Source organism: Candidatus Planktophila sulfonica (genome assembly GCF_002288065.1).
Classification (GTDB): Bacteria; Actinomycetota; Actinomycetes; order Nanopelagicales; family Nanopelagicaceae; genus Planktophila; species Planktophila sulfonica.
Genome location: NZ_CP016773.1, coordinates 557,141 through 583,319 on the forward strand (window position 1 = coordinate 557,141; position 26,179 = coordinate 583,319).

The following is a 26,179-nucleotide window of genomic DNA, read 5'->3' on the forward strand; positions in this document are numbered from 1 at the left end:
CTTCGCCCTCTCGCTACACAAAGTAGAATCGCGCTGTGATTCGCACCGTTGACCTCCGTGGAAAGTCTCTCGACAAAGCTGGCTATCAAGCCGAGCTTCCACGTGCACAGCTCGATGTTGCCCAAGCGATGGTTCTCATTGAACCCATTCTTCGTCGCGTTCAGCACGGAAACGAATCAGATCTGATTGCTCTCGCTCAAGAGTTTGATGGAGTAACGCCTGCTTCAATCCGAGTTCCACAATCGGCATTGGATCAAGCGCTAGCTCAATTAGATCCTGCAATTCGTAGCGCACTCGAAGAATCTGCTTCACGTATTCGTAAAGTCCATAACGATCAAGTTCGCGGTGAAACCCGAACAACAGTTGTCGATGGCGGAACTGTTACTGAGAAGTGGGTCCCCGTAGATCGAGTTGGTCTCTACGTCCCAGGTGGTCGCGCGGTCTATCCAAGTAGCGTCATGATGAATGTGATTCCCGCGCAGATTGCACAGGTACAGAGCATCGCAGTTGCATCTCCGCCACAGAAGGAATTTGGCGGACTTCCGCACCCAACAATCCTTGCAACTTGCGCACTCCTTGGAGTCACTGAGGTTTACGCAGTTGGGGGAGCGCAAGCAATTGCACTCTTTGGTTATGGAATGAAGGGCGTGGCACAGAAGTGTGACCTCGTGACTGGTCCTGGAAATATTTATGTGGCAGCAGCAAAGCGGGCGTTGCGTGGAATAATCGGTATCGATTCAGAAGCGGGCCCAACAGAGATCGCAATTCTTGCCGATGAGAGTGCAATCGCTGCAGATGTCGCAGCTGACCTCATTAGCCAAGCCGAACACGATGTGATTGCAGCAGCAGTCCTTGTCACAACTTCAACTCAGCTTGCGAAAGATGTTGAAGTTGAACTTGAGAAGCGAGTTGCGGCCACTAAGCACTCCGAACGTATTCGCACTGCGCTTACTGGAATCCAATCAGCAATCGTCTTGGTGGATTCAGTTGAACAAGGTCTCGATGTTGTAAATGCTTATGCAGCGGAGCACCTCGAAATTCAGACCAAGAATGCTGCGCGCGATGCTGCACAGATTCGCAATGCTGGTGCAGTTTTCATTGGTCGCTTCTCGCCAGTTTCACTCGGAGATTATTCAGCTGGTTCAAACCACGTTCTACCTACCGGTGGATGTGCCTGTCACAGCAGTGGCCTCTCTGTACAAACTTTCTTGCGCGGACTTCACTTCATTGAGTATGACCAGAAAGCATTTACCGACATTCTCGATACCGTCGTCACTCTTGCAAACTCTGAAGATCTTCCTGCTCACGGTGAAGCAATGACCGCTCGTTTGGAAAATCTATGAACCAGTGGCCAGCGTGGCTTCCACTTCGCCAAAATCTTCGCGAACTCTCACCGTACGGGGCGCCGCAACTTCCAGCAGATGCTGTGATGAATACCAATGAGAACCCATATGCGCCTTCGCCCGCTCTTGCAAAGGCGATTGCTGATCGAGTCTCAGAAGTAGCGCTCACTCTCAATCGTTACCCAGATCGCGATGCAGTTGTTCTGCGCACCAAGCTTGCAGGGTTCATCAACGGGCTATCTGGAACGGATTTCGATGCAAAGAATCTATGGGCTGCCAATGGCAGCAATGAGATTATCCAGTCTCTCTTTATGGCATTCGGAGGCGGCACCGCTCTCGGTTTTACCCCTTCTTATTCAATGCACCCATTGATTGCCAAGGTAACTCAAGTGCAGTGGCTCAATGGAAGTCGCCGCGAAGATTTCAGTCTCGATATCGACTCTGCAATTTCACAGATTCAGCGCGATAAGCCAACGCTCACTTTCATTACAACACCGAACAACCCAACAGGTTCTGCAGTCACTGTCGATGAAATCGAGAAGATTGCACGTCTCACCTCAGGGCTATTGGTAGTCGATGAGGCTTACGCAGAATTTTCTGAAGAGACCTCAGCGGTAACGCTCATCAAGAAGTATCCGCACGTTGTTGTTATTCGCACCATGAGTAAGGCCTTTGCTTTTGCAGGGGTTCGCCTTGGTTATCTGGTTGCAGACCCTGCAGTCATCGATGCCATGTTCCTTGTTCGCTTGCCGTATCACCTCAGCGCACTCACGCAGGCAGCTGGTGAAGTTGCACTCGATTACAAAGATGAGTTGCTTGGCACCGTTGCTCAACTTCGCACCGATCGTGATCGCGTTGCAGCTCAACTCACTGAAATGGGCCTGAACGTCATTCCAAGCGCATCCAACTTCCTTCTCTTCTCAGGATTCGATATGCCATCGGCGCAGCTCTGGCAGGCGATGCTCGATAGGGGAGTTCTCATCAGAGATGTGGGATTATTGGGTTACTTAAGAGTCACCATTGGCAATGAGGCCGAAAACACCAAATTTATTACAACGCTATCGGCATGCCTGGGAGAAAAATGAGCAGAACATCACGAGTCGAACGCACAACTAAAGAGTCAAGCGTTCTTGTAGAACTCAATCTCGATGGAACTGGCGAGATCTCAGTAGATACTGGCGTCCCATTCTTTGATCACATGCTCAGTCAACTGGGTAAGCACTCTGGCTTTAACCTTACGGTAAAGACAACAGGTGATGTCGATGTCGATTCACACCACACTGTTGAAGATACTTCCCTCGCATTTGGCCAAGCACTTCGCGAAGCACTTGGTGATAAGGCAGGCATTCGCCGCTTTGGCGATGCGATGGTGCCACTTGATGAAGTTCTCGTGCAGGCAGCTGTCGATCTTTCTGGTCGTCCATATCTTGTCCATCGTCAACCTGAAATCGTCGAACTCATCGGAACATTTGATACAACTCTCGGAAAGCACATCTGGGAATCCATCGTTGCTGAAGCGCGCATCGCACTCCACGTGCGAGTTCTCGAAGGCCGTAATGCTCACCACGTCTTTGAAGCGCAGTTCAAAGCTGTTGCGCGTGCACTTCGTGATGCGGTTGCACTCGATGGACGCGTTGCGGGTATTCCTTCTACAAAGGGCTCTCTCTAACGTTCGTGATTGCAATTCTCGATTATGGATCTGGCAATCTACGTTCAGCGCAGCGTGCATTTGAAACTTCTGGCAAAGAGGTAGTGCTGACATCTGATTACGAAGTTGCACTGAAAGCCGATGGTCTCGTAGTTCCTGGCGTGGGTGCATTCGCTGCCTGCATGCAAGGACTTGCCGGTGTTCGCGGAGATCAACTTGTTCGCGAGCGAATTTCCTTAAAGCGTCCTACTTTAGGTATCTGCGTTGGTATGCAGATTCTCTTTGCACGTGGCGTCGAACATGGCAACCATGAAGGCGTTGGCGTCTGGGATGCAACGGTAGAAAAACTTGAAGCACCGATTTTGCCTCACATGGGCTGGAACACCGTTTCTGCCCCAGGCGGAAGTTCACTCTTTAAAGGCGTTGAAAATGAATCGTTCTACTTCGTTCATTCGTACGCAGTAAAGAAGAAGGTGGGTGCAATCGCGACGATGGCGCACCACGGTGAAGATTTCCTGGCAGCAGTTGAAGATGGAGTTATTGCGGCGACGCAATTTCATCCAGAAAAATCCGGAGATGCAGGACTACATCTGATTAAGAATTGGACGGACTCACTATGAGCTACCTCGAACTTTTACCTGCTGTCGATGTTAAAGATGGACGCGCTGTTCGCCTCGTTCAAGGCGAACTTGATGCTGAAACCGCATATGGAAACCCACTTGAAGTTGCCCTCGAATTCCAAGCAGCTGGCGCTGAATGGCTCCACCTTGTTGATCTCGATGCAGCATTTGGTCGTGGAGAAAATAGCGCACTGCTTGCTGAGGTAGTGGGAAAACTTGATATCAAAGTCGAGCTCTCTGGTGGAATTCGCGATGACGAATCACTTCGTCGCGCACTTGCAACTGGTTGCATTCGTGTAAACCTAGGTACTGCTGCGCTTGAAAATCCCGAATGGACTGCGCGCGTTATCGCAGAACATGGAGATCGCATCGCAGTGGGCCTAGATGTTCGCGGACATGTTCTTGCAGCTCGCGGCTGGACTAAAGAAGGCGGCGACCTCTTTGAAACCATAGAACGCCTTGAGCGCGATGGTTGTTCCCGTTATGTAGTTACAGATGTAACGAAAGATGGCACTCTTAAAGGACCAAACCTAGAATTACTTCAAGAAGTCTGCGCAGTCACCAAAAAACCAGTTGTTGCATCTGGTGGTATTTCTTCCCTTGATGACATTGCAGCCCTTGCTTCCCTTAACGCAATCGGTGTTGAAGGCGCAATCGTTGGTAAAGCTCTCTATGCCGGCGCATTCACACTCGAAGAAGCTTTAGAGCTCACACGTCGATGACACTATCTGTTCGCATCATTCCTTGCCTCGACGTCACCGACGGTCGAGTTGTAAAGGGCGTTAACTTCACCGACCTTGTTGATGCTGGAGACCCCGTTGAGATGGCTTCGCTCTACGGACGAGAAGGTGCAGATGAACTTACCTTTCTTGATATCTCAGCAAGTGTCGCAGGTCGTGAAACAACTCTTGATGTAGTTCGCAAAACTGCCGAACAAGTATTTATCCCGCTCACAGTAGGCGGTGGAATTCGCACAGTCGAAGATGTGGATCGCTTACTTCGCGCAGGCGCTGACAAAGTTTCAATCAATACCGCAGCTCTTGCTCGCCCTGAATTAATCGCCGAAATTGCAGATCGCTTCGGTTCACAAGTATTGGTGCTTTCTGTTGATGCGCGTCGCGCACGTACCGATTCAGGTTTTGAAGTGACAACACATGGCGGCCGCGAGTCCGCGGGCGTTGATGCACTCGCCTGGGTAGAAAAAGCCTGCGCACTTGGCGTTGGTGAAATCCTTCTCAACTCTATGGATGCTGACGGCACTCGCGCCGGATATGACATCGGAATGATTACCGCCGTCCGCGCTGTCTCAAAGGTTCCGCTGATAGCCAGTGGCGGTGCCGGCACTCTCGAAGATTTCGCATCAGCGCTCGATGCTGGAGCTGATGCACTCCTCGCAGCCAGCGTCTTTCACTTCGGAATTCACCGCATTGGCGATGTGAAGAAGTACCTTTCTGGTCATAATTATTCAGTGCGCAATGCGCATACGGTCTAAGGCAGAATACGCATATGAGCACAGAACTGAGTCCAGAGATTTCTGCGCTCCTCAAAGATCCCTCAGCTCTTATTCCAGCTATTGCTCAAGATATTCACTCAGGTGAAGTCTTAATGCTCGCCTACGTCAATGCGCAATCACTTGCTGCAACTCTTGCCACAGGGCGCGCAACATATTGGTCACGTAGCCGTAATGAACTCTGGGAAAAGGGCGCCACTTCTGGCCATACCCAACTTGTTCACTCCATCGCTCTTGATTGCGACGGAGACGCTCTTCTATTTAAGGTTGAACAAACCGGGGCTGCTTGCCACACAGGCGATCGCACCTGCTTCCATAGAAATATCGAGATTGCGCGATGAAGCTTGAAGAATTTCGCGAATACGCGAAGAACAACAACGTCATCCCCGTTTATCGCAAACTCCTAGGCGATGGCGAAACCCCGCTCAATATTTATAAGAAGCTTGCCAAGAACTTGCCCGGAACTTTTCTTTTGGAATCTGCCGAGCATGGGGGAGTCTGGTCTCGTTACTCATTTATCGGTGCACATAGCCAGACAACGTTGACTGAAAAAGATGGCGTAGCGGTATGGCTTGGAAAACCACCTGCTGGAGTTCCGCAAGGAATGAATCCACTTGAAGCTCTGCGCAAAACAGTGGCACACCTGAAGTCTCCAAAGATTGAAGGGCTTCCAACTCTTACAGGTGGCCTTGTTGGATATATGGGATATGACTCTGTGCGCAGACTAGAAAAGATTTCAAACCTTTCAACAAAGGATATCGATCTGCCAGAAATCGCATTTATGTTAACGAGTGATTTAGCCGTGATGGATCACAGCGAAGGAACCATCACGTTGATTGCAAATGCCATTAACTGGGATGGCTCAAACGAACGTATCGATGAATCCTATGCAGATGCGGTATCTCGTCTTGATCGCATGCAAGCAGAACTTCTGGCACCCCTTGCTGGAGATGTCTCAAAGATTCCGGCAAAGACAGCGCCTCAATTTGATCGCAACATGAGCGCCGAAGAATTCATGTCTAAGGTAGAAATTGCCAAAGAAGAGATTCGCGCGGGCGAAGCTTTCCAAATAGTTCTTTCGCAGCGATTCTCAATGCCATGCGCAGCCGATGCACTCGATGTATATCGCATGCTTCGTCTCAATAATCCAAGCCCATATATGTACCTCTTCAGATTTGAAGATGGAATCGAAGTCGTTGGTTCAAGCCCGGAAGCGCTCGTCAAGGTAACTGGTACCGAAGTAATGGTCCATCCAATCGCTGGAACACGTCGTCGTTCTGCATCCGTTGAAGAAGATATTCGCCTTGGAGAAGAGCTTCTTGCCGATCCTAAAGAGCGAGCAGAGCACTTGATGCTCGTTGACTTAGGTCGAAATGATCTTGGCCGTGTCTGCGCACCCGGAAGCGTTGAAGTAATCGACTTCATGCACATTGAACGTTACTCACACGTTATGCATATTGTTTCCACAGTCATCGGAAAGCTTGGAAAAGATTCCACTCCTATAGATGCGCTCTTCTCAGTCTTTCCAGCCGGAACACTTTCTGGAGCACCTAAACCACGCGCTATGGAGATTATCGAAACTCTCGAACCAACTCGTCGCGGACTTTATGGCGGCGCTATTGGTTACTTCGACTTCACTGGAAATATTGATGCCTGTATTGCCATTCGTACTGCACTGCTTCACAAGGGGACTGCATATGTTCAAGCGGGAGCAGGACTCGTCGCAGATTCAGATCCAGCATCTGAAAATGAAGAGACTCTCAACAAGGCAGCTGCCGTTCTTGGCGCAATCACGGCTGCTAATGAATTGAAGCGCAGCTAATGTTCAAATTAGGACTCTCCCTCTTCCTTGTCTCCGTTATAGCGATTGCGCTCAGTCGAAGAATTCGTCTCTCTGCACGCTACGAGCGCGAACCCAAGAAGCTCACGCCATGGAATGCAATGGATAAGGGAATAGATCCAACAGAGGACCGCACATGAGCGTTCTTGATTCCATCATCGAAGGCGTTCGCGAAGATCTTGCCGCTCGTCGCATTCCACTGGGGCAAATTCATAAGCGTATGGAAGAGACTGCGCCGGCACTTGATGCGCATTCATTCCTTTCTCGCGACGATATGAATGTGATTGCAGAAGTAAAGCGTTCATCTCCAAGCAAGGGAGAACTTGCCACAATCACCGACCCAGCTTCTCTTGCTGGGCAATATCAAGAAGCAGGCGCTGCTGCTGTCAGCGTTCTGACCGAACGCCGTCGCTTCGGTGGCTCACTCGAAGATCTCGACGCCGTGCGAAAGCGCATCACAATTCCCGTGCTTCGCAAAGATTTTATGGTCGATGAATATCAATTCTTAGAAGCGCGCGCACATGGCGCAGATATCGTTCTTCTTATCGTGGCTGCACTTTCAAAGAGCCAGCTCAGAGATTTCTACGATCTTGCAACTGAATTAGGAATGGCTTCTCTCATTGAAGTACATACCGCGCAAGAACTCGAGAGCGCGATGGATATCGAACCGCGCATCATCGGAGTTAATTCACGGAATCTGAAAACCCTCGATGTCGATAGCGCCGCATTTGCAGACCTCATTCCGCGTATCCCAGCTGATGTGATTCGGGTCGCCGAATCAGGTATCGCAACTCGCTCAGACGTTGAGTTCGCTCAGAACGCTGGTGCAACAGCGATCTTGGTCGGGGAAACTCTTGTGAAATCTGGGAATCCAATTTCCGCCATGCAGGAACTACTGGGTCGCAGGTAGTCTTTCGCCATGACGACTGTCGATGATCTCGCAGGACACTTTGGCCCCTATGGCGGTCGCTTCGTTCCTGAAGCTCTCATCGGGGCGCTTGAAGAACTCGATGCTGCTCGCATCAAAGCGCAGACAGATCCAACATTTATTGAAGAGTTAGCTGAACTACACCGTACATACACGGGTCGCCCAAGCATCATCACCGAAGCTAAGCGTTTTGGCGAACATGCTGGGGGAGCGGGCATTCTTCTTAAGCGCGAAGATCTCAATCACACCGGCAGCCACAAGATTAATAACGTGCTTGGTCAAGCACTCCTTACAAAGCGCATGGGCAAGAAGCGCATCATCGCTGAAACTGGTGCGGGACAACATGGCGTTGCATCTGCAACTGCTGCAGCTCTGATGGGTCTTGAGTGCGTTGTATACATGGGCGAAGAAGATACAAAGCGACAGGCTCTCAATGTTGCTCGTATGAAATTGTTAGGCGCAGAAGTAGTTCCCGTCACTTCAGGTTCGCGCACACTCAAAGATGCAATCAACGAAGCAATGCGCGACTGGGTTACCAATGTTGAAACTACTCACTACATGCTCGGAACCGTTGCCGGTCCGCATCCTTTCCCATCTATGGTCCGCGATTTCCATAAGATCATCGGCGAAGAATCTCGCGAACAAGTTCTCGCACTGACGGGCCGACTTCCTGACGCAGTTCTTGCCTGCGTTGGCGGAGGCTCTAACGCAATCGGAATCTTCCATCGTTTTATTGGTGATAAAGATGTCCGTCTCATTGGACTCGAAGCCGCTGGAGATGGTGTTGAAACTGGACGCCATGCGGCAACTATCACGGGTGGATCACCAGGCGTTCTTCATGGAAACCGCACATATGTTCTGCAGGATGAAAATGGTCAGACCATTGAATCTCACTCAATCTCTGCGGGCTTGGATTACCCAGGCGTTGGCCCAGAACATGCTTATCTTCACGACATTGGCCGCGCCGAATATCGTGCAGTCACTGACGCGGAAGCGATGCATGCATTTGCACTTCTCTGTAAGACTGAAGGAATCATCCCTGCAATCGAAACAGCGCACGCTCTTGCTGGCGCGCTTCAAGTAGGAAATGAATTAGGCAAGGATGCAATCATCTTGATCAATCTCTCTGGGCGCGGAGATAAAGATGTTCACACAGCAGCGCAATACTTTGGAATTCCTCTCTAAATGACAACTGCTCTCGATGATCTCTTCGTAAAAACTCGCGCCGAAAATCGCGCTGCGCTCATCGCATATATCCCTGCAGGTTTTCCCAGCATCGAAGGTTGCAAGAAAGTCATTCAAGCTTTTGTCGATGGCGGAGTCGATGCCATCGAAATCGGATTTCCCTACAGCGACCCAGTTATGGATGGCCCAACGATTCAAGCAGCAGCTGATCAATCACTTGCTCAAGGCACTGGCGCTAAAGAAGTTTTTGAAGCTCTGAAAGTTGCCACCGATGCGGGTGTTCCAGCAGTTGTAATGACGTACTGGAATCCCATTGAAAAGTACGGCGTCGAGAAGTTTGCTCAGTCGATTTCAGATAATGGTGGGTCTGGCGTTATTACCCCCGACCTCACCATTGAAGAATCTGCACCTTGGAAAGATGCTGTTGAAAAGAGTGCAATCAATCCGATCTATGTTGTCGCACCGAGTACAACTGACTCTCGTCTGCCTCAAGTGACTTCACGCTGTGGAGGATTTATCTACGCTGCTAGCTTGATGGGCGTTACCGGAACACGCACCACAGTCTCATCCGGAGCACCTGACTTAGTCGCACGAATCCGTAAGACATCTCAACTTCCTATCGCGGTGGGACTCGGAGTTTCTACGCGCGAACAAGCTAAAGGTGTTGCAGGTTATGCCGACGGTGTCATCGTGGGTTCAGCATTTATTAAAGCCTTACTCGATGCACCTGATGAAGCAACAGGTTTGGAAGCGGTAAAGAACCTTGCCAGCGAATTATCGTTAGGAGTACGTGAAGGTCGATGAAGAAATATCTTCCATGGATTGGACTGGTGGCCCGCCTCGTTCTAGGCGGAACCCTGATTGTTGCCGGATACCTAAAATTTGATGAGCTCGATAAGTCGCAGATGGCAGTTCGCGCTTACGAACTTCTTCCGATCCCGCTAGCGAATTTCATGGGCGTCTTCCTCCCATTCTTTGAATTAGCTGTCGGAATTCTTCTTGTCTTAGGTGCTGCAACTCGTCTATCTGCTCTCGCAAGCGGGTTACTGATGTTCGCCTTCATGATTGGAATCTCACAAGCATGGGCACGCGGACTTTCCATCGATTGCGGCTGCTTCGGCGGCGGGGGACAGGTTGACCCAGGTGAGGCGGATTACTTAACACCGCTACTGCGCGACACGGGCCTCACACTGCTTGCCGTGTACCTAACTCTCTTCCCACACACTAAATTTGGTCTCGATGAAGAACCGAAATCTCTCACCCAACCAGGAGAAGGCAATAATGACTAAACAACAACCAGGCAAAGATAACTTCACTCGCAATCTCGTTGTTGCAGTAGTTGTAGGCGTACTTCTCATCATGTTGGTACCAACACTTCTTTCGAAGCAGACAGATTCATCTGCAAAGACTCCAGCAAGCGTTTCAGCTGATCGCGGTTACGGAATCGTCTTCAATGACGAACTTACGGGTGTTCCGGTAATCGATATCTATGAAGATTTCCAATGCCCGGTCTGTGCGCAATTTGAAGGCCTCCAGGGCGATTACATTGAATCCCTTATCGCTGATAAGAAGGCAACTGTTGTTTATCACACCCTTTCATTCCTCGGACAAGAATCTGTGAACGCTGCAAATGCAGCAGCATGTTCAGCTGATGAAGGAAAGTTCTTGCAATACCACCGCGCTCTGTACTCAAATCAGCCAGCTGAAAATACCGGCGTCTGGTCAACCGATGTACTTGTAGTACTTGGTCAGGCCGCAGGCATCACATCGAAGAAGTTCTCATCATGCGTTAATGACATGGCATACCAGGGCTGGGTATCAAATGCTGCAGCTGCCGGAGCCAAGGCAAATGTAAATTCAACTCCAACCGTCTTTATCAACGGTAAAGAGATTGATCGCAATGGCGAATACTTCAACGCCGATAAGTTCAAGGCAGCAGTCGAACGCGGATAAATATGAAGTACGCCTTCCCAACTCCGACAACGTCGGCAGTTGAGATTGGTCCGCTGACTGTTCACTTTTACGCACTCTGCATCATTGCGGCAATCGCCGTAGCAATTTGGGTCGCTGACAAACGCTTTACTTCTGCGCACTCGGGCGTCGAGGGCGTTGTCGGCGATATTGCTGTCATCGCTGTTCCTTCTGGAGTTATTGGTGGACGGCTCTATCACGTCCTTACATCTCCAGAAAATTACTTTGGAAGTAATGGATCAATCTCTAACGTCTTTAAAATCTGGGAAGGCGGTCTCGGAATTTGGGGCGCTATCGCACTCGGTGCAGGTGGTGCCTATCTGGCATATAGAAAGCGCGCTCAGCAGATTCAACTTCCACCATTTTCAGAGTTTGCTGGCGCACTGGCTCCAGGGTTACTGCTTGCACAAGCGATTGGTCGTTGGGGCAATTGGTTTAATGGCGAACTCTTTGGACGCCCACTCACTGCGCCGTGGGCCCTCGAGATTCCTCAATATCTTCGCCCAGATGGTTTTAGAGAGTTCTCAACTTTTCATCCCACATTTCTCTACGAATCGATCTGGTGCGCTGTCCTTGCGATCGTCTTGATTTGTCTCACCCCTCGTCTTTCTGGGAGCTCCATCTTCGCTCTCTACTTCTGCGGATACAGTCTTGGGCGATTCTTCATCGAGGGACTTCGCATAGATGAAGCGCATGCCCTGGGTGGTCTTCGTCTCAATCAATATGTTGCCGCGCTGATTTTTGCTGCAGGGCTCGTTGCCTTCAGCCGAATTATGCGACGCACGAGGTAGGCTAGAAATATGGCGCTCGAAGATGTCTATCAACGCAATCTCCACCACCGCACTCATCGTGCGGGTTGGTTGCGCGCCGCCGTTCTTGGCGCAAATGATGGGCTCGTCTCAACAGCAAGCTTGATGATTGGCGTTGCTGCGGCGCGAAGCGAACAGAGTTTTCTAGTAACTGCAGGTGCTGCAGGAATTGCAGCAGGTGCGATGTCGATGGCTGTTGGAGAATATGTCTCAGTACGTTCTCAAAATGATATTGAAGAATCAGATCGACTTCTTGAAATCGAACACCTTGCCATCGATCCTGAGGGTGAGTTTGAGGAACTCGTACATATTTATATTGAACGCGGATTAACTCGCGAACTTGCAGTGCAAGTTGTCACCGAGATGCATAAGAAAGATCCACTTGAAGCACATTTGCGTGATGAGCTCGGCCAATTTCCCCACACCAAGGCACGTCCAGTTCAAGCAGCAGTTGCTTCGGCTTGCGCATTCACTGCAGGCGGGTTGGTTCCATTTGCCGGAGCATTTGCTCCGACTGCCGGCGCCGCGGCTTCGAGCATTATTGGGTTCACACTTGTTGGTTTACTTGCAACAGGCATCATCAGCGCCAAGACTGCTGGATCAAAGATTCTCATCCCTACTTTGCGCGTGATGGCCGGTGGCTGCCTCGGTATGGCAATCACCGCTGGAATCGGCCAGCTCTTGCATGTGAGTGGCATCTAGCCCACCCCCTTGCTACCCTTTCGCTACTGATTTACCGTTTCACCCACGCTTCACCGGGCCAAAGTTGTCCCTTTTGATTCACTAAAAAAGGACAACGGGTTATGGCACTTTCATCGAACTATCCCGCAGCGCAAGGTCTCTACGATCCTGCAAACGAACACGATGCATGCGGCGTCGCGATGGTGGCTACCCTCAATAAAGTTGCAACGCACGAAATCGTAGAGAAGGCGCTCACCGCCCTTCGCAATCTCGAACACCGTGGTGCATCAGGAGCTGAACCTGATTCAGGTGACGGTGCAGGAATCCTGATTCGCGTTCCCGATGCTTTCTATCGCGCAGAAACAAAGTTTGATTTACCAGCTGAAGGTTCATATGCCACCGGTATCGCATTTATTGCACAAGGTGCAGATGTCACAGCAGAAATAGCAAAGATTGCAGAAGAAGAAGGCCTCACCATTCTTGGTTGGCGCGAACTTCCGATTAACGCTTCTTCACTAGGAAAGACTGCAGTTTCAGTGATGCCCCAGTTCGAGCAACTCTTTGTTGCTGGCAAAAACGGCGAATCCGGAATTGTTCTCGATCGCTTAGCTTTCGCTCTTCGTAAGCGCGCAGAACACGCTCTCGATCTCTACTTCCCATCACTTTCTTCTCAGACAATTGTCTACAAGGGAATGCTTACAACTGGTCAGCTGGAAGAGTTCTTCCCCGATCTCAGCGATGTGCGCGTTGTCTCTCCACTTGCACTCGTTCACTCACGCTTTTCAACAAATACCTTCCCTTCTTGGCCGCTGGCGCACCCTTACCGCTTTATTGCACACAACGGTGAAATCAATACCGTTAAGGGAAACCGTAACTGGATGCGCGCCCGCGAATCACTTCTTGAAAGCGATTTGATTGGTGGAGATCTCAAGCGACTCTTCCCAATCGTTGAAATGTCAGGTTCGGACTCTGCTTCTTTCGATGAAGTTCTCGAGCTTCTCTATCTTGGTGGTCGTTCACTTCCACATGCAGTTTTGATGATGATTCCAGAAGCGTGGGAGAACCATGCAACGATGTCTGCAAAGCGTCGCGAATTTTATGCATTCCATGCTTCCCTCATGGAGCCATGGGATGGTCCTGCATGTGTGACATTTACCGATGGACATCAAGTAGGTGCAGTTCTCGATCGCAACGGGCTTCGTCCGTCACGTTTCTGGGTAACCGATGACGGTCTCGTAGTTCTTGCATCAGAAGTTGGTGTTTTGGATTTCCCTGCAGAAAAGATTGTCCGTAAGGGCCGTCTACAACCAGGCAAGATGTTCTTAGTTGATATCGAAGCAGGACGCATCATCGAAGATGATGAAATCAAGGATTCTCTTGCAGATGCTGCTCCATATGGCACATGGCTCAAAGATGGAATGATCAAGCTTTCCGATCTTCCATCACGCGAACACATTGTGTACCCACATAAATCGGTTATTCGTCGCCAAAAAGCATTCGGCTATACAGAAGAAGAAATCAAGATCATCGTCACACCGATGGCAAAGGGTGGGGGAGAAGCACTTGGTTCTATGGGAACCGATACTCCAATTGCTGCGCTCTCTGCTAAGCCACGACTTCTCTTTGATTACTTCACACAGCTCTTTGCACAGGTTACAAACCCACCACTCGATGCAATCCGTGAAGAGTTGGTAACAAGCCTTGGCGGATCAATTGGTCCAGAGCACAACTTGCTCGATCCAGGCCCAGAATCTTGCAAGCAGATCTCTCTTGCATTCCCAGTTATTGATAATGATGAACTTGCAAAAATTATTCACGTTAACGCAGATGATGACTATCCAGAGCTCGAGGCATATGTTGTTCGTGGCCTATTCCCAGTAACAGGAGATGGAAACACACTTCGTACTCGCCTTGAAGAAATCAAGCGCGAAGTTTCAGATGCAATTTCCAATGGCGCACGCGTCATTGTTCTCTCTGACCGCGATGGCGATGCAGAAGATTGCCCAATTCCATCACTCCTACTTACAGCAGCAGTCCACCACCACCTCATCCGCGAGAAGACACGTACCAAGGTCGGTCTCGTTGTTGAAGCTGGCGATGTGCGCGAAGTTCATCATGTTGCTCTTCTTATTGGTTACGGCGCAGCAGCGGTAAACCCATATCTTGTTATGGAGACTGCAGAAGATCTCGTCAATCAAGGAATCATCACAGGCATTGCTCCTGAAAAGGCAGTTCGCAATGTCATCAAGGCGCTCGGTAAGGGTGTTCTTAAGGTGATGTCCAAGATGGGTATCTCAACTATCGCTTCTTACACAGGCGCGCAGGTATTTGAAGCGATCGGTCTCGCACAAGATGTTGTCGACGAATTCTTCGTTGGAACAACGTCACGACTTGGTGGCGTCGATCTCGATGTGATTGCAGAAGAGACCATTAAGCGCCACCACTTTGCATACCCTGTAGGCGGAGAAATTCCTGGCGCAAAGCGTCTTGCTGTAGGTGGCGAGTACCAGTGGCGTCGCGATGGCGAACCACACTTGTTCAACCCTGAAACTGTCTTTGCGCTTCAGCACTCAACTCGTAATAAGCGTTATGACATCTTCAAGCGCTACACAGATAAGGTCAATGATCAGAGCAAAACGCTCATGACTCTACGCGGACTCTTCAAATTTAAAGATAGAGAACGCGCACCAATTTCTATCGATGAAGTCGAGCCAATCTCTGAAATCGTAAAGCGCTTCTCAACTGGTGCGATGTCATACGGTTCTGTTTCACAAGAAGTTCACGAAACACTTGCCATCGCTATGAATCGTTTGGGCGCAAAGTCCAATACCGGCGAAGGTGGAGAAGATCCTGCTCGCTTTATTCCCATGGCAAATGGTGACTCTAAGAAGAGCGCAATCAAGCAGGTTGCATCTGGTCGTTTCGGTGTAACCAGTAATTACCTCATCAATGCAACAGATATTCAGATCAAGATCGCACAAGGAGCGAAGCCTGGCGAAGGCGGACAGCTTCCTGGCTACAAGGTCTATCCATGGGTAGCGAAAGCTCGTTACTCAACTCCGGGTGTGGGACTTATTTCTCCACCACCTCACCACGATATTTATTCGATTGAAGATCTTGCTCAATTGATTCACGACCTTAAGAACGCAAATAAGGATGCACGTGTCCACGTCAAACTTGTTGCTGAAGTTGGCGTCGGAACAGTTGCAGCTGGTGTTTCAAAGGCGCATGCAGACGTTGTCTTGATTTCAGGTCACGATGGCGGAACTGGTGCATCACCTCTGACATCTCTTAAGCACGCTGGTGCTCCTTGGGAGCTCGGCCTTGCTGAGACGCAACAGACTCTTCTTCTCAACAACTTGCGTGATCGCATCGTTGTTCAGGCAGATGGCCAGCTCAAGACAGGTCGCGATGTTGTTATCGCAGCACTTCTTGGCGCTGAAGAATATGGATTTGCAACAGCTCCACTCGTTGTTTCAGGTTGCATCATGATGCGCGTCTGCCACTTAGATACATGTCCAGTCGGCGTCGCAACACAGAATCCAGAGCTTCGCAAAAAGTTCTCCGGAAAGCCTGAATTCGTTGAAACCTTCTTCGAATACATCGCAGAGGAAGTTCGCGAAATCTTGGCTTCCCTTGGTTTCCGCACATTGCAAGAAGCAATCGGACATGTCGAATATCTCGATACTCGCGATGCCGTCGATCACTGGAAGGCGAGCGGTCTTGATCTCTCTCCACTTCTTGTTCGTCCAGATGTTGATTCACCACTACACAACACAACGAAGCAGGATCACGGTTTAGCTGCAGCGCTCGATAACCAGCTCATCGAACTTTCGAAGGCAGCCCTTGAAAAGAAGGAAGCTGTTCGAATCGATCTTCCTGTCCGTAACGTGAACCGCACCGTCGGAACGATGTTGGGCGCCGAAGTTACTCGTCGCTATGGCGCCGAAGGACTTCCTGTCGGAACAATCGATGTCACTCTGCATGGTTCAGCGGGTCAATCACTCGGTGCATTCTTGCCACAAGGTGTATCAATCCGCCTCTACGGTGATTCAAATGACTATGTCGGCAAGGGCATCTCTGGTGGACGCGTTGTTGTTCGCCCAGATGAGAAGGCAACCTTTAAATCCGAGAAGAACGTCATCGCAGGAAACGTCATTGGCTATGGCGCAACATCAGGTGACATCTTCATCCGTGGTTTAGCTGGAGAACGTTTCTGTGTACGTAACTCAGGAGCCATTGCAGTCGTCGAAGGCGTGGGCGATCACGCACTCGAATACATGACTGGCGGAACTGTTGTCATCCTCGGACAGACTGGTCGCAATATTGCAGCAGGTATGTCCGGTGGTCGCGCATTTGTTCTCGATCTCAATACAGCAGTGGTTAACACCGAGATGGTTGATATCTTGGCTGTTCCTGCAGATCAACGCGAGAATCTCAAAGCAATCGTCTCTTCATTCCATGTTGAGACTGGTTCAGAAGTCGCAGCAGCGTTACTTTCTAACTGGGATACAGAAATCTCACGCTTCTCACTCATCATGCCTCGCGATTACGCAAAGGTACTTGCAGCAATTGAGCGTGCAACTAAAGAAGGTTTACCAGTCGATGAATACATCATGGAGGTAGCAGCAAATGGCTGATCCAAAGGGTTTTATGACCACACCTCGCGAGACTCCAAAGCGACGTCCCGTAGATATTCGTATTCAAGATTGGCGTGAAGTCTACGAACCGCAATCTTTCGAGCACTTGCAGAAGCAAGCTGGTCGTTGCATGGATTGCGGCATTCCTTTCTGTCATAACGGTTGCCCGCTCGGTAACCTCATCCCAGAATGGAATGACCTCATCTATCGTGGAGATAAGAACGAGGCAATTGATCGTCTTCACGCAACAAATAACTTCCCAGAGTTCACAGGTCGCCTCTGTCCAGCTCCTTGCGAAACCGCATGTGTTGTTGGAATTAACCGCGATGCAGTCACCATTAAGCAGGTCGAACTTCGCACCATTGAAGAGGCATTCGATGCCAACAATGTGAAGCCGCTTGCACCAGACCGTCTCTCTGGAAAGACAATCGCAGTCATTGGTTCAGGTCCTGCAGGACTTGCAGCAGCGCAACAACTCACACGCGCAGGTCACACAGTTGCCGTCTACGAGCGCGCTGAGAAAATCGGCGGACTTCTACGTTACGGAATTCCTGAATTTAAGATGGAGAAGCACATCGTTGACCGTCGCCTTGCTCAGATGGAGCAAGAAGGAACTCGCTTCCGCCCAGGCGTAAATGTCGGCGTTGAACTTACAGGTTCTGATCTTCGCTCTAAGTACGATGCAATCGTTCTTGCTATGGGTGCAACCCAATGGCGCGATCTTCCGATTCCTGGCCGCGAAAATAAGGGCATCTATCAAGCGATGGAGTTCTTGCCATGGGGCAATAAGCAGGCGCTCGGTGAAATCGAAGTACCACCGATTAACGTTGCAGGGAAGCACGTCATCATCTTGGGTGGTGGAGATACCGGAGCAGATTGTCTTGGTACATCTGTACGTCAAGGCGCAGCGAGCGTAACTCAACTTGAGATCATGCCTCGTCCAACTGAAGAGCGTCCATCTTCACAGCCATGGCCTACATACCCAATGATTTATCGCGTCTCAAGCGCACATGAAGAACTCGATAACCGAATCTTCTCTGTGAGCACTCAAGAGTTTGTTGGCGATGGAAATGGAAATCTCAAAGCCCTCAAGATTGTTGAAACAAAGTTCGAAAACGGAAAGTTCGAGCCAGTTCCAGGAACTGAAAAAGAACTCCCAGCAGACTTCGTATTCCTCGCAATGGGATTCACGGGTCCTGAAAAGTCAGCGCTTATCGATCAGCTCGAGGTTGAACTCGACGAACGTGGAAATATTCGTCGCGATGAAAACTTCCAGAGCAGCGAAGAAGGAATCTTCGTTGCAGGAGATGCCGGCCGTGGTCAATCTCTCATTGTGTGGGCAATTGCAGAAGGTCGCTCTGCGGCAGCTGCAGTGGACCGATATCTCGCAGGGGAGACTCAACTTCCTGCACCTATCGAGCCAACAACTCGCCAACTCATGGTCTAACTTCTAAGTAACTACTAAGCACAGATAAGGTACCGACATGCGCCGCGCCAAAATTGTTTGCACGATGGGTCCAGCAGTTGAATCTCCCGAGAAGGTTAAGGAGCTCATCGCCGCTGGCATGAATATGGCTCGACTCAACCTTTCCCATGGTGGTTATGAAGAGCACCAGGCTCGCCTTGATCGCGTGCGCTCTGCAGCAAAAGAAGCTGGCAAAGCTGTGGCAATCCTCGTTGACCTACAAGGACCAAAGATTCGTCTCGGTCGCTTTGCTGATGGTCCTCATGATCTTGCTCGTGGAGATATTTTCACAATTACTACTGATGAGATTTCAGGAACAAAAGAGCGCGTCGGAACTACGTACAAAGGTCTTCCCGGAGATTGCAAAGCAGGAGACCGCATTCTTATCGACGATGGAAAAGTTACCGTCGAAGTTATTGAAGTAAAGGGCAACGATGTTGTCACCAAGTGCATTCAGCCAGGAGCAGTAAGCAACAACAAGGGAATCAACCTTCCTGGTGTTGCCGTATCAGTTCCCGCAATGTCTGAAAAAGATGAAGATGATCTTCGTTGGGGACTTCGCGCAGGCGCAGATTTCATCGCGCTCTCATTCGTTCGCGATGCGGCAGACGTTAAGGATGTTCACGCAATCATGGATGAAGTCGGTATTCGCGTTCCGGTCATCGCAAAGATTGAAAAGCCACAGGCAGTCGAAAACCTTGTAGAGATTGTTGCAGCATTCGACGGCATCATGGTTGCTCGCGGCGATCTCGGTGTTGAACTTCCTATCGAAGATGTCCCAATGGTCCAGAAGCGTTGCGTCGAGCTTGCTCGCGATGCTGCAAAGCCTGTCATCGTTGCAACCCAGATGCTTGATTCCATGATCACTAACTCTTCACCAACTCGCGCCGAAGCCACAGACTGTGCAAATGCTGTTCTTGATGGCGCAGATGCACTCATGCTTTCAGGCGAAACTTCAGTCGGAGAATTCGCTATTCAGGCAGTTGAAACGATGGCTCGCATCATCGAGCGCACTGAAGAACTCGGTCTCGATCGCATTCGCCCATTGATGAGTAATCCACGTACAAAGGGCGGCGCGATCACCAAAGCTGCAGCTGAAGTTGGACTGATTGTTGGAGCAAAGTTCCTTGTGACATTTACACAATCCGGTGACTCTGCGCGCCGTATCTCGCGCCTTCGTTCACCCATTCCAATCCTTGCAATTACTCCTGAAGAAGGCACATATAACCGCCTTGCTCTCTCATGGGGCGTTGAACCGTTGGTAACTCCAATGGTCAAGCACACCGATGAGATGGTTCTTCAGGCAGACAAGATGCTTATCGATGGTAAGCGCGCTGAAATCGGTGAATCCGTGATGATCGTTGCTGGTTCACCTCCAGGAATTCCTGGATCTACAAACGCTATGCGCGTACACACAGTAGGCGATGCCGTTAACGGCGTAGTCGCTGCGTATCGCTAGTACACAGCCCAACTCGTTTCTCGTATCCGCTCTTCTCTAATACGATAGGGGAGTACGCCTCGGTACTCCAACGGTAGAGAGGGCAGTCTCAAACACTGCATAGTGTCGGTTCGAATCCGACTCGAGGCACATGAGCAACGAAGCTACATCGAAGATAGCAGTGCGCATTCTCGTCGCCGAGGATGAAGCGCTCATTCGCATGGACCTTGTCGAAATGTTGCAAGAAGCTGGTTATGAAGTTGTAGCGCAAGCAACCAATGGCGAAGAGGCAATTGCACTCGCAACTGAACATCAACCTGACTTAGCAATCCTCGATGTCAAGATGCCAGTACTCGACGGAATTTCAGCAGCGGAAAAAATCATTTCAATCGCACCTGTTTTAATGTTGACTGCATTTAGTCAAAAAGAACTCGTTGATCGCGCACGTGATGCCGGAGTCATGGCCTACGTTGTAAAGCCATTTACTATCGGTGATCTTGTTCCTGCAATTGAAATTGCAATTAGTCGCCATACTCAGATGAGATCACTCGCTGAAGAAGTTGCCGACCTTCACGAACGTCTTGAAACGAGAAAGATTATTGATCGTGCAAAGGGCATCTTGATGAAGGCCCTCAATCTCTCAGAGCCTGAAGCTTTCTCATGGATTCAAAGGGCGGCAATGGACCGCCGCTTGACCATGAAAGAGGTCGCAAATGCAGTCATTTCCCCTGAGGCAGCCCTCGATAAGTAGCCCGTTGTGCAGCTGCCCAGCCCACAGGAAAGTCTCTAAATTTCGTAATCAAAAAGTGACCTCCCACGCCCGATTTAAGACCATTTGACCTTGTCTCAAGGGTGAGTTGAGCATTACTCTTCACACCTCCCTGTCCCGGGACACAAGCAAGAAAAAACAGGAAGGCTATAAATGAACAAGAAGCTCATTAGCGGTCTTGCTATTGCTGCTGCAACAACTATCGCTCTTGGCGTAGTTGCTACAGCTCCAGCAACAGCTGCTGCAAAGAAGTCTGTAACACTCGCATTCCAGGGTCCACTAACAGGTCCTGATGCTCAGCTCGGTCAGGATCAATATCCTGGTGCAGAGTGGGCAATTGCGGTTTACAACGCAAAGAACCCAGCTGTAAAGATCAACCTTATTAAGGCTGACTCACAGTGCGACGGAACAGTTGCTGCAAACATCGCTCCTGGTGTTGCTGCTAACAAGGCAGTTATCGGCGTTATCGGAACATCATGTTCAGGTGAAGCACGTAACTCATTCCCTGCATACAAGGCTGCTGGCCTCACAATGGTCGCACCTTCAGCATCAGCTGTATCACTTACAGATCCAAAGGCTCCAGACCGTGGATTCCCAATCTTCCACCGCGTCGTAGCTCACGATGGATTCCAGGCACCAGCTCTAGTTCGTTACGCAACTAAGGGTGTCTCATCACCAAAGATCTACCTCGTTGATGACCAGACCACATACGGCGCAGGTCTCATCAAGTACGCACTTGCACCAGCAAAGAAGATCGGTGTTGCAGGTACAGATTCAGTTCCACGCGGAACTGCTGACTGGACTTCAGTAGCATCAAAGGTCAAGGCTTCAGGCGCTAACGTTGTTATCTACGGTGGTTACACTGCAGAAGCAGCGAAGTTCTTCAAGGCTCTTCGCGACGGTGGCTACAAGGGCATCCTTGCAGCTGGAGATGGTGTTAACACATCAGACTTCCCAGATCTAGCAGGTTCAGCAGCTGACGGCGTTCGCCTCACAGCAGCTGACGTTCCTTTCGACTCACTTCTTACTGCAGCAGAACTTGCTTCATTCCAGAAGATCACAGGCGTAAAGGTTCCAGGTCTCTACTCAGCAACTGCTTACAACGCAGCACAGGTGTTCATCACATGTATCGAACAGGGCAAGCTAACTCGCCCAGCGATTCAGTCATGTGTTAACAACACAACATTCAAGGGTGCAGGCGGATCAACAATCAAGTTCAACCGTTATGGAGACATCATCGGTGGAGCTGACGTCGGTGGTTACCTTGTAAAGAACGGAAAGATCGTCTACGACGCAATTGCTTAATTAGCAACTGCTTCTAGCAACACTTTCACTATGTAGTAGGGAGTGGCCACTTCCGCAATAAAATGCGGGGGTGGCCACTCCTCATAACACTCTCATTGCTTTCATAGATCGGTAGATATGAATCTTTCAGTCGTAACGACCCAGTTCTGGTCCCTTGTTCTTCAGGGTCTAGCTCTCGGTCTTATTTATTCTCTCGTCTCGCTCGGGTACACCATGGTGTACGGAGTTTTGAGACTCATTAACTTTGCAAACTCAGAAGTATTTATGCTCGGAACCTTTGCGGTTCTCTGGGTTGAAATCACGGTCCTCGGACATCCAGTAAATGCTCAGCCACTACATGGCTTTGAGCTGGTCTACACAATGGTCATCGCCCTCGTTGGTTCGATGATTGCATGTGCGGTACTGGCTGTACTCGTAGAACTCGTTGCATATCGACGATTGCGAGCTCGCGGTGCAAACCGTCTCGCATCTCTGATCTCTGCAATTGGTGTATCAATCTTCCTTCTCGAAGGAATGCGCATGATCACCGAATCACGTCCTGCAACTGCTCCTCGTCTTCTCGAGAAGTGGTCATTCGGCGAGATTGCAGGAGCTAACTTCCGCATCGATACAGTCCTTGCGATTGTTGCTCCCATCATCATCTTCGTTGCCCTCGATCAATTCGTTAACCGATCACGTCTTGGTAAGGCAATCCGCGCTGTATCGATGTCAGAAGAGAATGCGAAGTTGATGGGTATCAACATCAACCGCGTTATTTCAATGACATTCCTTATCGGTGGTCTCACTACAGGAGCCGCAGCATTCCTCTACACAACTGTCTATGAAAACACCGTCTTCAACGTCGGATTCAACATGGGTATCGCAGCATTTACTGCAGCGGTCCTCGGTGGAATCGGAAACCTTCGCGGCGCTTTCTACGGCGGTCTTGCGCTAGGAATGATGGAGCAATTCGCTTCGGCAGTCCTTGGTTCGCAATGGAAGGCAGTAACTGTCTTCGTAGTCCTAGTTCTTATTCTTCTCTTTAAACCTAATGGCCTCTTTGGTGAGGCAGTACAGCAGACGAGGACATGATGAACGCATTAAGAAACTTCAACCTTCGCGATAAAGGCGCCGAGATCTGGTCAGGCTGGAGCCGTCCGGTTCGTACTGCCTTTGTTCTCACAATGATTCTCATCGTTGGCCTGCTTCCATTCTCAGCTGAGTGGGGCCCAACGAGCTTCCTTAATACTCCAATCACTTCATTCCAGAACGTACTTGTCTACCCAGTTGGAATGTTTATCTTGATGGCCCTCGGTCTCAATATCGTGGTTGGTAAGTCTGGTCTTCTTGACCTCGGCTTCGTTGCATTCTTTGCGATCGGTGCCTACTCACAAGCAATTCTTTCAACGCTTTACGGTTGGAATACTTGGGAGATTCTTCCTTTCGGAATCATGTTCGCAATGATCTCTGGTGTCATCCTTGGTCTTCCAGCGCTACGTCTTCGTGGCGATTACCTAGCAATCATCACGCTCGGATTCGGTGAGATCGTACGTATCGTCGCTCTCAACATCTCAGTTACTGGTGGTCCTAACGGAATCGCTGGTATTCCAAACCCACCAACAATCTTCGGATTTGAATTCAATCTGATGTTCCCAGAGCACTTCTTCTGGTTGGTCTTTGCAATGATCTTGCTCGTCATCTGGATGATTCGTCGCTTCACAGTGCGCCGTCCAGGTCGCGCATGGGAAGCAATCCGCCAGGATGAAGATGTTGCAGCTCTTATGGGCGTTAACACCCTCATCTACAAGCTCTGGTCATTCGTGATCGGTGCAGCAGTAGGTGGAGCCGCCGGCGTTCTCTACGCATCGAAGGTCATGGTTATCTCACCAGATATGTTCAAGTTTGATGTTTCGATTTTGATTCTTGCCTGCGTGGTATTCGGTGGAATCGGAAATATCTGGGGCGTAATTCTCGGTGCAGGAATCTTGGCTTACCTGCCAGAGCGCATCCGATTTATCTCTGATGCACGTCAGGTTATCTTCGGCCTTGTTCTCATCTTGATGATGAACCTTCGCCCAGATGGACTGCTCCCACGTAAGAAGCGTGAAAAAATTGAAGAGAAGAGGTCAATGTAATGTCTGAGAAACTTCTCGAACTTAAGAACGTCACCATCAAGTTCGGTGGTGTGACAGCTCTCAACGAAGTTAACTTCCATGTTAACAAAGGTGAAATCTGCGCACTCATCGGACCTAACGGCGCTGGAAAGACAACAGTCTTTAACGTCGTCACAGGTGTCTACCCAATTACTTCAGGCGAAATCACCTTCAAGGGCGAAAACCTTGCAGGCAAGAAGCGCCACCAAGTAACTAAGTCAGGCCTTGCGCGTACATTCCAGAACGTTCGCCTCTTCGGAGATATGACCGCTCTCGAAAACGTCATCACAGCAACCGATGTACATAAGAAGACTGGTCTTCTCCGTGCACTTATCGGAACACCTCTTAACCGTCGCGAAGAGAAGGAGAGCAAGGCGCGCGCGCACGAGCTCTTGGCTCTCATGGGTATCGATCACCGCGCAGACCAACTTGCAAAGAATCTTCCTTACGGAGATCAGCGTCGTCTCGAAATCGCTCGCGCTCTTGGAACAGAGCCTGAGCTTCTTCTTCTCGACGAACCAGCAGCTGGCTTCAACCCTGCGGAAAAGGTAGAGCTCGCGAAGCTCATCAAGAAGATTCGCGATAAGGGCTACACAGTTCTTCTCATTGAACACGATATGTCGCTCATTATGGGAATCTCAGATCGCGTTGCAGTTCTCGACTTCGGTCAGAAGATTGCAGATGATCTTCCATCAGTTGTACAAAACGACCCTCGAGTTATCGAGGCTTACCTAGGAGTGCCAGCAGATGCGTCTTGAAATTAAAGATCTTCGCGTTCACTACGGCAAGATTGAAGCCATCAAGGGCGTATCAGTCGTTGTAAACCAAGGTGAGATCGTCACGCTCATCGGCGCTAACGGTGCCGGTAAGACAACTATCCTTAAAACCATCTCAGGACTTCGCCCCGTATCAAGTGGCGACATCACATTCGATGGCACAAGCATCAATAAGATCCCTGCCCACGAGCGCGTTGATCTTGGTATTTCACAGGTTCCAGAAGGCCGCGGAATTTTCCCAGGCATGACAGTCCTTGAAAACCTAGAGATGGGTAAGTTCAACCGCAAGGATCGTAAGCACGAGATGCAAGAAGATCTCGACCGCATCTACACCTTGTTCCCACGTCTTAAGGAGCGCACAGCGCAAGCTGGTGGAACTCTTTCAGGTGGAGAGCAGCAGATGCTTGCAATGGGTCGCGCACTTATGGCACGCCCTAAGGTCTTGTTGCTTGATGAGCCTTCAATGGGTCTTGCTCCTCAGATGATTGCAAATATCTTCCGCATCATCACAGAGATTAACAAGCAGGGCGTAACGATTCTCTTGGTAGAGCAGAATGCACAGCAAGCGCTTCAGCGCGCACACCGTGCATATATTCTCGAAACAGGAAGCGTTACAAAGGAAGCAGCAGCTTCTGACCTACTTAATGACCCAGCTGTACGCGAGGCTTACCTCGGAACAGGTGCTCACTAAGTAAGTACTTACTCCTTATTTAAAATGAGGCAGGTTATGCGAGCTGTACAAGTTCGCTGACCTGCCTCGTTTGTTATAACGATCTCATAGACACAGAGAGTGCGACCGAGTGAAACTGGTGTCGCAACTGCGGTGACGTAGCCACTCGTTGCTGATTTGTGGTGAGTTGCATTGATATCAACACCAACAATCTTGCGATCAGGCCCGGCATGTAACTGAGTGCCGATAGAACCTAAAGACTCAGCAAGAACTACGTTTGCACCGCCGTGAAGGAGGCCGATAGGTTGCGTATTGCCTTCTACAGGCATGCGAGCAACCAAGCGCTGTGGCGACACTTCGAGCATTTCGATACCCATCTTGATATCGAGAGCCCCTTGGCCGCGCTCTTTGATGATTGCTAAGTAATCAGGTTCAGTCATAGTTGCAGA

General features: G+C 49.9%; 26 protein-coding genes and 1 tRNA gene. 26 read left to right on the plus strand and 1 reads right to left on the minus strand.

Features of this window, described 5'->3' with window-relative positions:
* Positions 1-35 precede the first annotated feature (35 nt).
* The 26 genes from hisD to A1sIA56_RS02915 all read left to right on the plus strand — a co-directional run bounded on the left by hisD (position 36) and on the right by A1sIA56_RS02915 (position 25,751).
* Entirely contained in the window at positions 36-1,343 is a 1,308-nt protein-coding gene (gene hisD, locus A1sIA56_RS02795; RefSeq protein WP_095673437.1) for a histidinol dehydrogenase, read from the plus strand.
* Positions 1,340-2,428, plus strand: a complete 1,089-nt coding sequence (locus A1sIA56_RS02800; RefSeq protein ID WP_095673438.1) for a histidinol-phosphate transaminase — start codon at positions 1,340-1,342, stop codon at positions 2,426-2,428. The genes hisD and A1sIA56_RS02800 overlap by 4 nt, the downstream gene beginning before the upstream one ends.
* Positions 2,425-3,012 (plus strand): imidazoleglycerol-phosphate dehydratase HisB, encoded by a 588-nt coding sequence (hisB, locus tag A1sIA56_RS02805; protein WP_095673439.1) that lies wholly within the window; start codon positions 2,425-2,427, stop codon positions 3,010-3,012. Before A1sIA56_RS02800 ends, hisB begins: the two co-directional genes overlap by 4 nt.
* Positions 3,013-3,017: 5 nt before the next feature.
* Positions 3,018-3,611, plus strand: a complete 594-nt coding sequence (hisH, locus tag A1sIA56_RS02810; RefSeq protein ID WP_095673440.1) for an imidazole glycerol phosphate synthase subunit HisH — start codon at positions 3,018-3,020, stop codon at positions 3,609-3,611.
* The gene (gene priA / locus A1sIA56_RS02815) at positions 3,608-4,333 is read left to right on the plus strand and encodes a bifunctional 1-(5-phosphoribosyl)-5-((5-phosphoribosylamino)methylideneamino)imidazole-4-carboxamide isomerase/phosphoribosylanthranilate isomerase PriA (RefSeq protein ID WP_095673441.1); all 726 of its coding nucleotides are present in this window, start codon (positions 3,608-3,610) and stop codon (positions 4,331-4,333) included. Before hisH ends, priA begins: the two co-directional genes overlap by 4 nt.
* Entirely contained in the window at positions 4,330-5,103 is a 774-nt protein-coding gene (gene hisF, locus A1sIA56_RS02820) for an imidazole glycerol phosphate synthase subunit HisF (RefSeq protein ID WP_095673442.1), read from the plus strand. The genes priA and hisF overlap by 4 nt, the downstream gene beginning before the upstream one ends.
* Positions 5,104-5,117: 14 nt before the next feature.
* The gene (gene hisI, locus A1sIA56_RS02825) at positions 5,118-5,462 is read left to right on the plus strand and encodes a phosphoribosyl-AMP cyclohydrolase (protein WP_095673443.1); all 345 of its coding nucleotides are present in this window, start codon (positions 5,118-5,120) and stop codon (positions 5,460-5,462) included.
* Positions 5,459-6,943: an anthranilate synthase component I gene (locus tag A1sIA56_RS02830; protein WP_095673444.1), complete on the plus strand. Its 1,485-nt coding sequence runs from the start codon at positions 5,459-5,461 to the stop codon at positions 6,941-6,943. Before hisI ends, A1sIA56_RS02830 begins: the two co-directional genes overlap by 4 nt.
* Positions 6,943-7,101: a hypothetical protein gene (locus A1sIA56_RS06950; protein ID WP_190277021.1), complete on the plus strand. Its 159-nt coding sequence runs from the start codon at positions 6,943-6,945 to the stop codon at positions 7,099-7,101. The genes A1sIA56_RS02830 and A1sIA56_RS06950 overlap by 1 nt, the downstream gene beginning before the upstream one ends.
* Positions 7,098-7,871 (plus strand): indole-3-glycerol phosphate synthase TrpC, encoded by a 774-nt coding sequence (gene trpC, locus A1sIA56_RS02835; protein WP_095673445.1) that lies wholly within the window; start codon positions 7,098-7,100, stop codon positions 7,869-7,871. The genes A1sIA56_RS06950 and trpC overlap by 4 nt, the downstream gene beginning before the upstream one ends.
* A 9-nt stretch (positions 7,872-7,880) precedes the next feature.
* The gene (trpB, locus tag A1sIA56_RS02840) at positions 7,881-9,074 is read left to right on the plus strand and encodes a tryptophan synthase subunit beta (RefSeq protein ID WP_095673446.1); all 1,194 of its coding nucleotides are present in this window, start codon (positions 7,881-7,883) and stop codon (positions 9,072-9,074) included.
* A complete protein-coding gene (gene trpA, locus A1sIA56_RS02845) occupies positions 9,075-9,878 on the plus strand; it encodes a tryptophan synthase subunit alpha (RefSeq protein WP_095673447.1) in 804 nt (267 codons plus the stop codon).
* Positions 9,875-10,363, plus strand: coding sequence for a DoxX family protein (locus A1sIA56_RS02850; protein WP_095673448.1), 489 nt, complete (start codon positions 9,875-9,877; stop codon positions 10,361-10,363). The genes trpA and A1sIA56_RS02850 overlap by 4 nt, the downstream gene beginning before the upstream one ends.
* Positions 10,356-11,027, plus strand: coding sequence for a DsbA family protein (locus A1sIA56_RS02855; protein ID WP_095673449.1), 672 nt, complete (start codon positions 10,356-10,358; stop codon positions 11,025-11,027). The genes A1sIA56_RS02850 and A1sIA56_RS02855 overlap by 8 nt, the downstream gene beginning before the upstream one ends.
* A 2-nt stretch (positions 11,028-11,029) precedes the next feature.
* Positions 11,030-11,836: a prolipoprotein diacylglyceryl transferase gene (gene lgt, locus A1sIA56_RS02860; protein ID WP_095673450.1), complete on the plus strand. Its 807-nt coding sequence runs from the start codon at positions 11,030-11,032 to the stop codon at positions 11,834-11,836.
* Positions 11,837-11,845: 9 nt separating this feature from the next.
* Positions 11,846-12,556, plus strand: coding sequence for a VIT1/CCC1 transporter family protein (locus tag A1sIA56_RS02865; protein WP_095673451.1), 711 nt, complete (start codon positions 11,846-11,848; stop codon positions 12,554-12,556).
* A 101-nt stretch (positions 12,557-12,657) separates the two neighbouring features.
* Complete coding sequence (gltB, locus tag A1sIA56_RS02870; protein WP_095673452.1) at positions 12,658-17,175, plus strand: glutamate synthase large subunit; 4,518 nt, start codon at positions 12,658-12,660, stop codon at positions 17,173-17,175.
* Positions 17,168-18,622 carry a glutamate synthase subunit beta gene (locus A1sIA56_RS02875; protein WP_095673453.1) on the plus strand — a complete coding sequence of 485 codons (1,455 nt, stop codon included), beginning with the start codon at positions 17,168-17,170 and terminating at the stop codon, positions 18,620-18,622. Before gltB ends, A1sIA56_RS02875 begins: the two co-directional genes overlap by 8 nt.
* 37 nt (positions 18,623-18,659) lie before the next feature.
* On the plus strand, positions 18,660-20,099 hold the full coding sequence (pyk, locus tag A1sIA56_RS02880; RefSeq protein ID WP_095673454.1) for a pyruvate kinase: 1,440 nt from the start codon (positions 18,660-18,662) through the stop codon (positions 20,097-20,099).
* 56 nt (positions 20,100-20,155) lie between these two features.
* Positions 20,156-20,228, plus strand: a tRNA-Leu gene (locus tag A1sIA56_RS02885).
* A gap of 1 nt (position 20,229) precedes the next feature.
* Positions 20,230-20,829: an ANTAR domain-containing response regulator gene (locus tag A1sIA56_RS02890; protein WP_095673455.1), complete on the plus strand. Its 600-nt coding sequence runs from the start codon at positions 20,230-20,232 to the stop codon at positions 20,827-20,829.
* A 171-nt stretch (positions 20,830-21,000) separates the two neighbouring features.
* Positions 21,001-22,152 (plus strand): branched-chain amino acid ABC transporter substrate-binding protein, encoded by a 1,152-nt coding sequence (locus A1sIA56_RS02895; RefSeq protein ID WP_095673456.1) that lies wholly within the window; start codon positions 21,001-21,003, stop codon positions 22,150-22,152.
* A 117-nt stretch (positions 22,153-22,269) separates the two neighbouring features.
* The gene (locus tag A1sIA56_RS02900; protein WP_095673457.1) at positions 22,270-23,223 is read left to right on the plus strand and encodes a branched-chain amino acid ABC transporter permease; all 954 of its coding nucleotides are present in this window, start codon (positions 22,270-22,272) and stop codon (positions 23,221-23,223) included.
* Positions 23,223-24,266 carry a branched-chain amino acid ABC transporter permease gene (locus A1sIA56_RS02905; RefSeq protein ID WP_095673458.1) on the plus strand — a complete coding sequence of 348 codons (1,044 nt, stop codon included), beginning with the start codon at positions 23,223-23,225 and terminating at the stop codon, positions 24,264-24,266. The genes A1sIA56_RS02900 and A1sIA56_RS02905 overlap by 1 nt, the downstream gene beginning before the upstream one ends.
* A complete protein-coding gene (locus tag A1sIA56_RS02910; RefSeq protein WP_095673459.1) occupies positions 24,266-25,042 on the plus strand; it encodes an ABC transporter ATP-binding protein in 777 nt (258 codons plus the stop codon). The genes A1sIA56_RS02905 and A1sIA56_RS02910 overlap by 1 nt, the downstream gene beginning before the upstream one ends.
* Entirely contained in the window at positions 25,032-25,751 is a 720-nt protein-coding gene (locus tag A1sIA56_RS02915) for an ABC transporter ATP-binding protein (RefSeq protein ID WP_095673460.1), read from the plus strand. Before A1sIA56_RS02910 ends, A1sIA56_RS02915 begins: the two co-directional genes overlap by 11 nt.
* Before the next feature lie 8 nt (positions 25,752-25,759).
* On the opposite strand, the gene A1sIA56_RS02920 is transcribed toward A1sIA56_RS02915, so the two are convergent.
* Complete coding sequence (locus A1sIA56_RS02920) at positions 25,760-26,170, minus strand: PaaI family thioesterase (protein WP_095673461.1); 411 nt, start codon at positions 26,168-26,170, stop codon at positions 25,760-25,762.
* Positions 26,171-26,179: the final 9 nt, after the last annotated feature.

What these genes read in the sequence shown, in the direction of transcription:
- trpB (WP_095673446.1), top strand. Translation starts at nt 7,881, where the DNA reads ATGACGACTGTCGATGATCTCGCAGGACACTTTGGCCCCTATGGCGGT.
- lgt (WP_095673450.1), top strand. Translation starts at nt 11,030, where the DNA reads ATGAAGTACGCCTTCCCAACTCCGACAACGTCGGCAGTTGAGATTGGT.
- A1sIA56_RS02905 (WP_095673458.1), top strand. Translation starts at nt 23,223, where the DNA reads ATGAACGCATTAAGAAACTTCAACCTTCGCGATAAAGGCGCCGAGATC.
- A1sIA56_RS02875 (WP_095673453.1), top strand. Translation starts at nt 17,168, where the DNA reads ATGGCTGATCCAAAGGGTTTTATGACCACACCTCGCGAGACTCCAAAG.
- A1sIA56_RS02900 (WP_095673457.1), top strand. Translation starts at nt 22,270, where the DNA reads ATGAATCTTTCAGTCGTAACGACCCAGTTCTGGTCCCTTGTTCTTCAG.
- pyk (WP_095673454.1), top strand. Translation starts at nt 18,660, where the DNA reads ATGCGCCGCGCCAAAATTGTTTGCACGATGGGTCCAGCAGTTGAATCT.
- hisF (WP_095673442.1), top strand. Translation starts at nt 4,330, where the DNA reads ATGACACTATCTGTTCGCATCATTCCTTGCCTCGACGTCACCGACGGT.
- A1sIA56_RS02920 (WP_095673461.1), bottom strand. Translation starts at nt 26,170, where the DNA reads ATGACTGAACCTGATTACTTAGCAATCATCAAAGAGCGCGGCCAAGGG.
- A1sIA56_RS02865 (WP_095673451.1), top strand. Translation starts at nt 11,846, where the DNA reads ATGGCGCTCGAAGATGTCTATCAACGCAATCTCCACCACCGCACTCAT.
- trpC (WP_095673445.1), top strand. Translation starts at nt 7,098, where the DNA reads ATGAGCGTTCTTGATTCCATCATCGAAGGCGTTCGCGAAGATCTTGCC.
- hisB (WP_095673439.1), top strand. Translation starts at nt 2,425, where the DNA reads ATGAGCAGAACATCACGAGTCGAACGCACAACTAAAGAGTCAAGCGTT.
- A1sIA56_RS02895 (WP_095673456.1), top strand. Translation starts at nt 21,001, where the DNA reads ATGAACAAGAAGCTCATTAGCGGTCTTGCTATTGCTGCTGCAACAACT.
- trpA (WP_095673447.1), top strand. Translation starts at nt 9,075, where the DNA reads ATGACAACTGCTCTCGATGATCTCTTCGTAAAAACTCGCGCCGAAAAT.
- A1sIA56_RS06950 (WP_190277021.1), top strand. Translation starts at nt 6,943, where the DNA reads ATGTTCAAATTAGGACTCTCCCTCTTCCTTGTCTCCGTTATAGCGATT.
- A1sIA56_RS02850 (WP_095673448.1), top strand. Translation starts at nt 9,875, where the DNA reads ATGAAGAAATATCTTCCATGGATTGGACTGGTGGCCCGCCTCGTTCTA.
- A1sIA56_RS02910 (WP_095673459.1), top strand. Translation starts at nt 24,266, where the DNA reads ATGTCTGAGAAACTTCTCGAACTTAAGAACGTCACCATCAAGTTCGGT.
- A1sIA56_RS02915 (WP_095673460.1), top strand. Translation starts at nt 25,032, where the DNA reads ATGCGTCTTGAAATTAAAGATCTTCGCGTTCACTACGGCAAGATTGAA.
- gltB (WP_095673452.1), top strand. Translation starts at nt 12,658, where the DNA reads ATGGCACTTTCATCGAACTATCCCGCAGCGCAAGGTCTCTACGATCCT.
- A1sIA56_RS02855 (WP_095673449.1), top strand. Translation starts at nt 10,356, where the DNA reads ATGACTAAACAACAACCAGGCAAAGATAACTTCACTCGCAATCTCGTT.
- A1sIA56_RS02890 (WP_095673455.1), top strand. Translation starts at nt 20,230, where the DNA reads ATGAGCAACGAAGCTACATCGAAGATAGCAGTGCGCATTCTCGTCGCC.
- A1sIA56_RS02830 (WP_095673444.1), top strand. Translation starts at nt 5,459, where the DNA reads ATGAAGCTTGAAGAATTTCGCGAATACGCGAAGAACAACAACGTCATC.
- priA (WP_095673441.1), top strand. Translation starts at nt 3,608, where the DNA reads ATGAGCTACCTCGAACTTTTACCTGCTGTCGATGTTAAAGATGGACGC.
- hisI (WP_095673443.1), top strand. Translation starts at nt 5,118, where the DNA reads ATGAGCACAGAACTGAGTCCAGAGATTTCTGCGCTCCTCAAAGATCCC.
- A1sIA56_RS02800 (WP_095673438.1), top strand. Translation starts at nt 1,340, where the DNA reads ATGAACCAGTGGCCAGCGTGGCTTCCACTTCGCCAAAATCTTCGCGAA.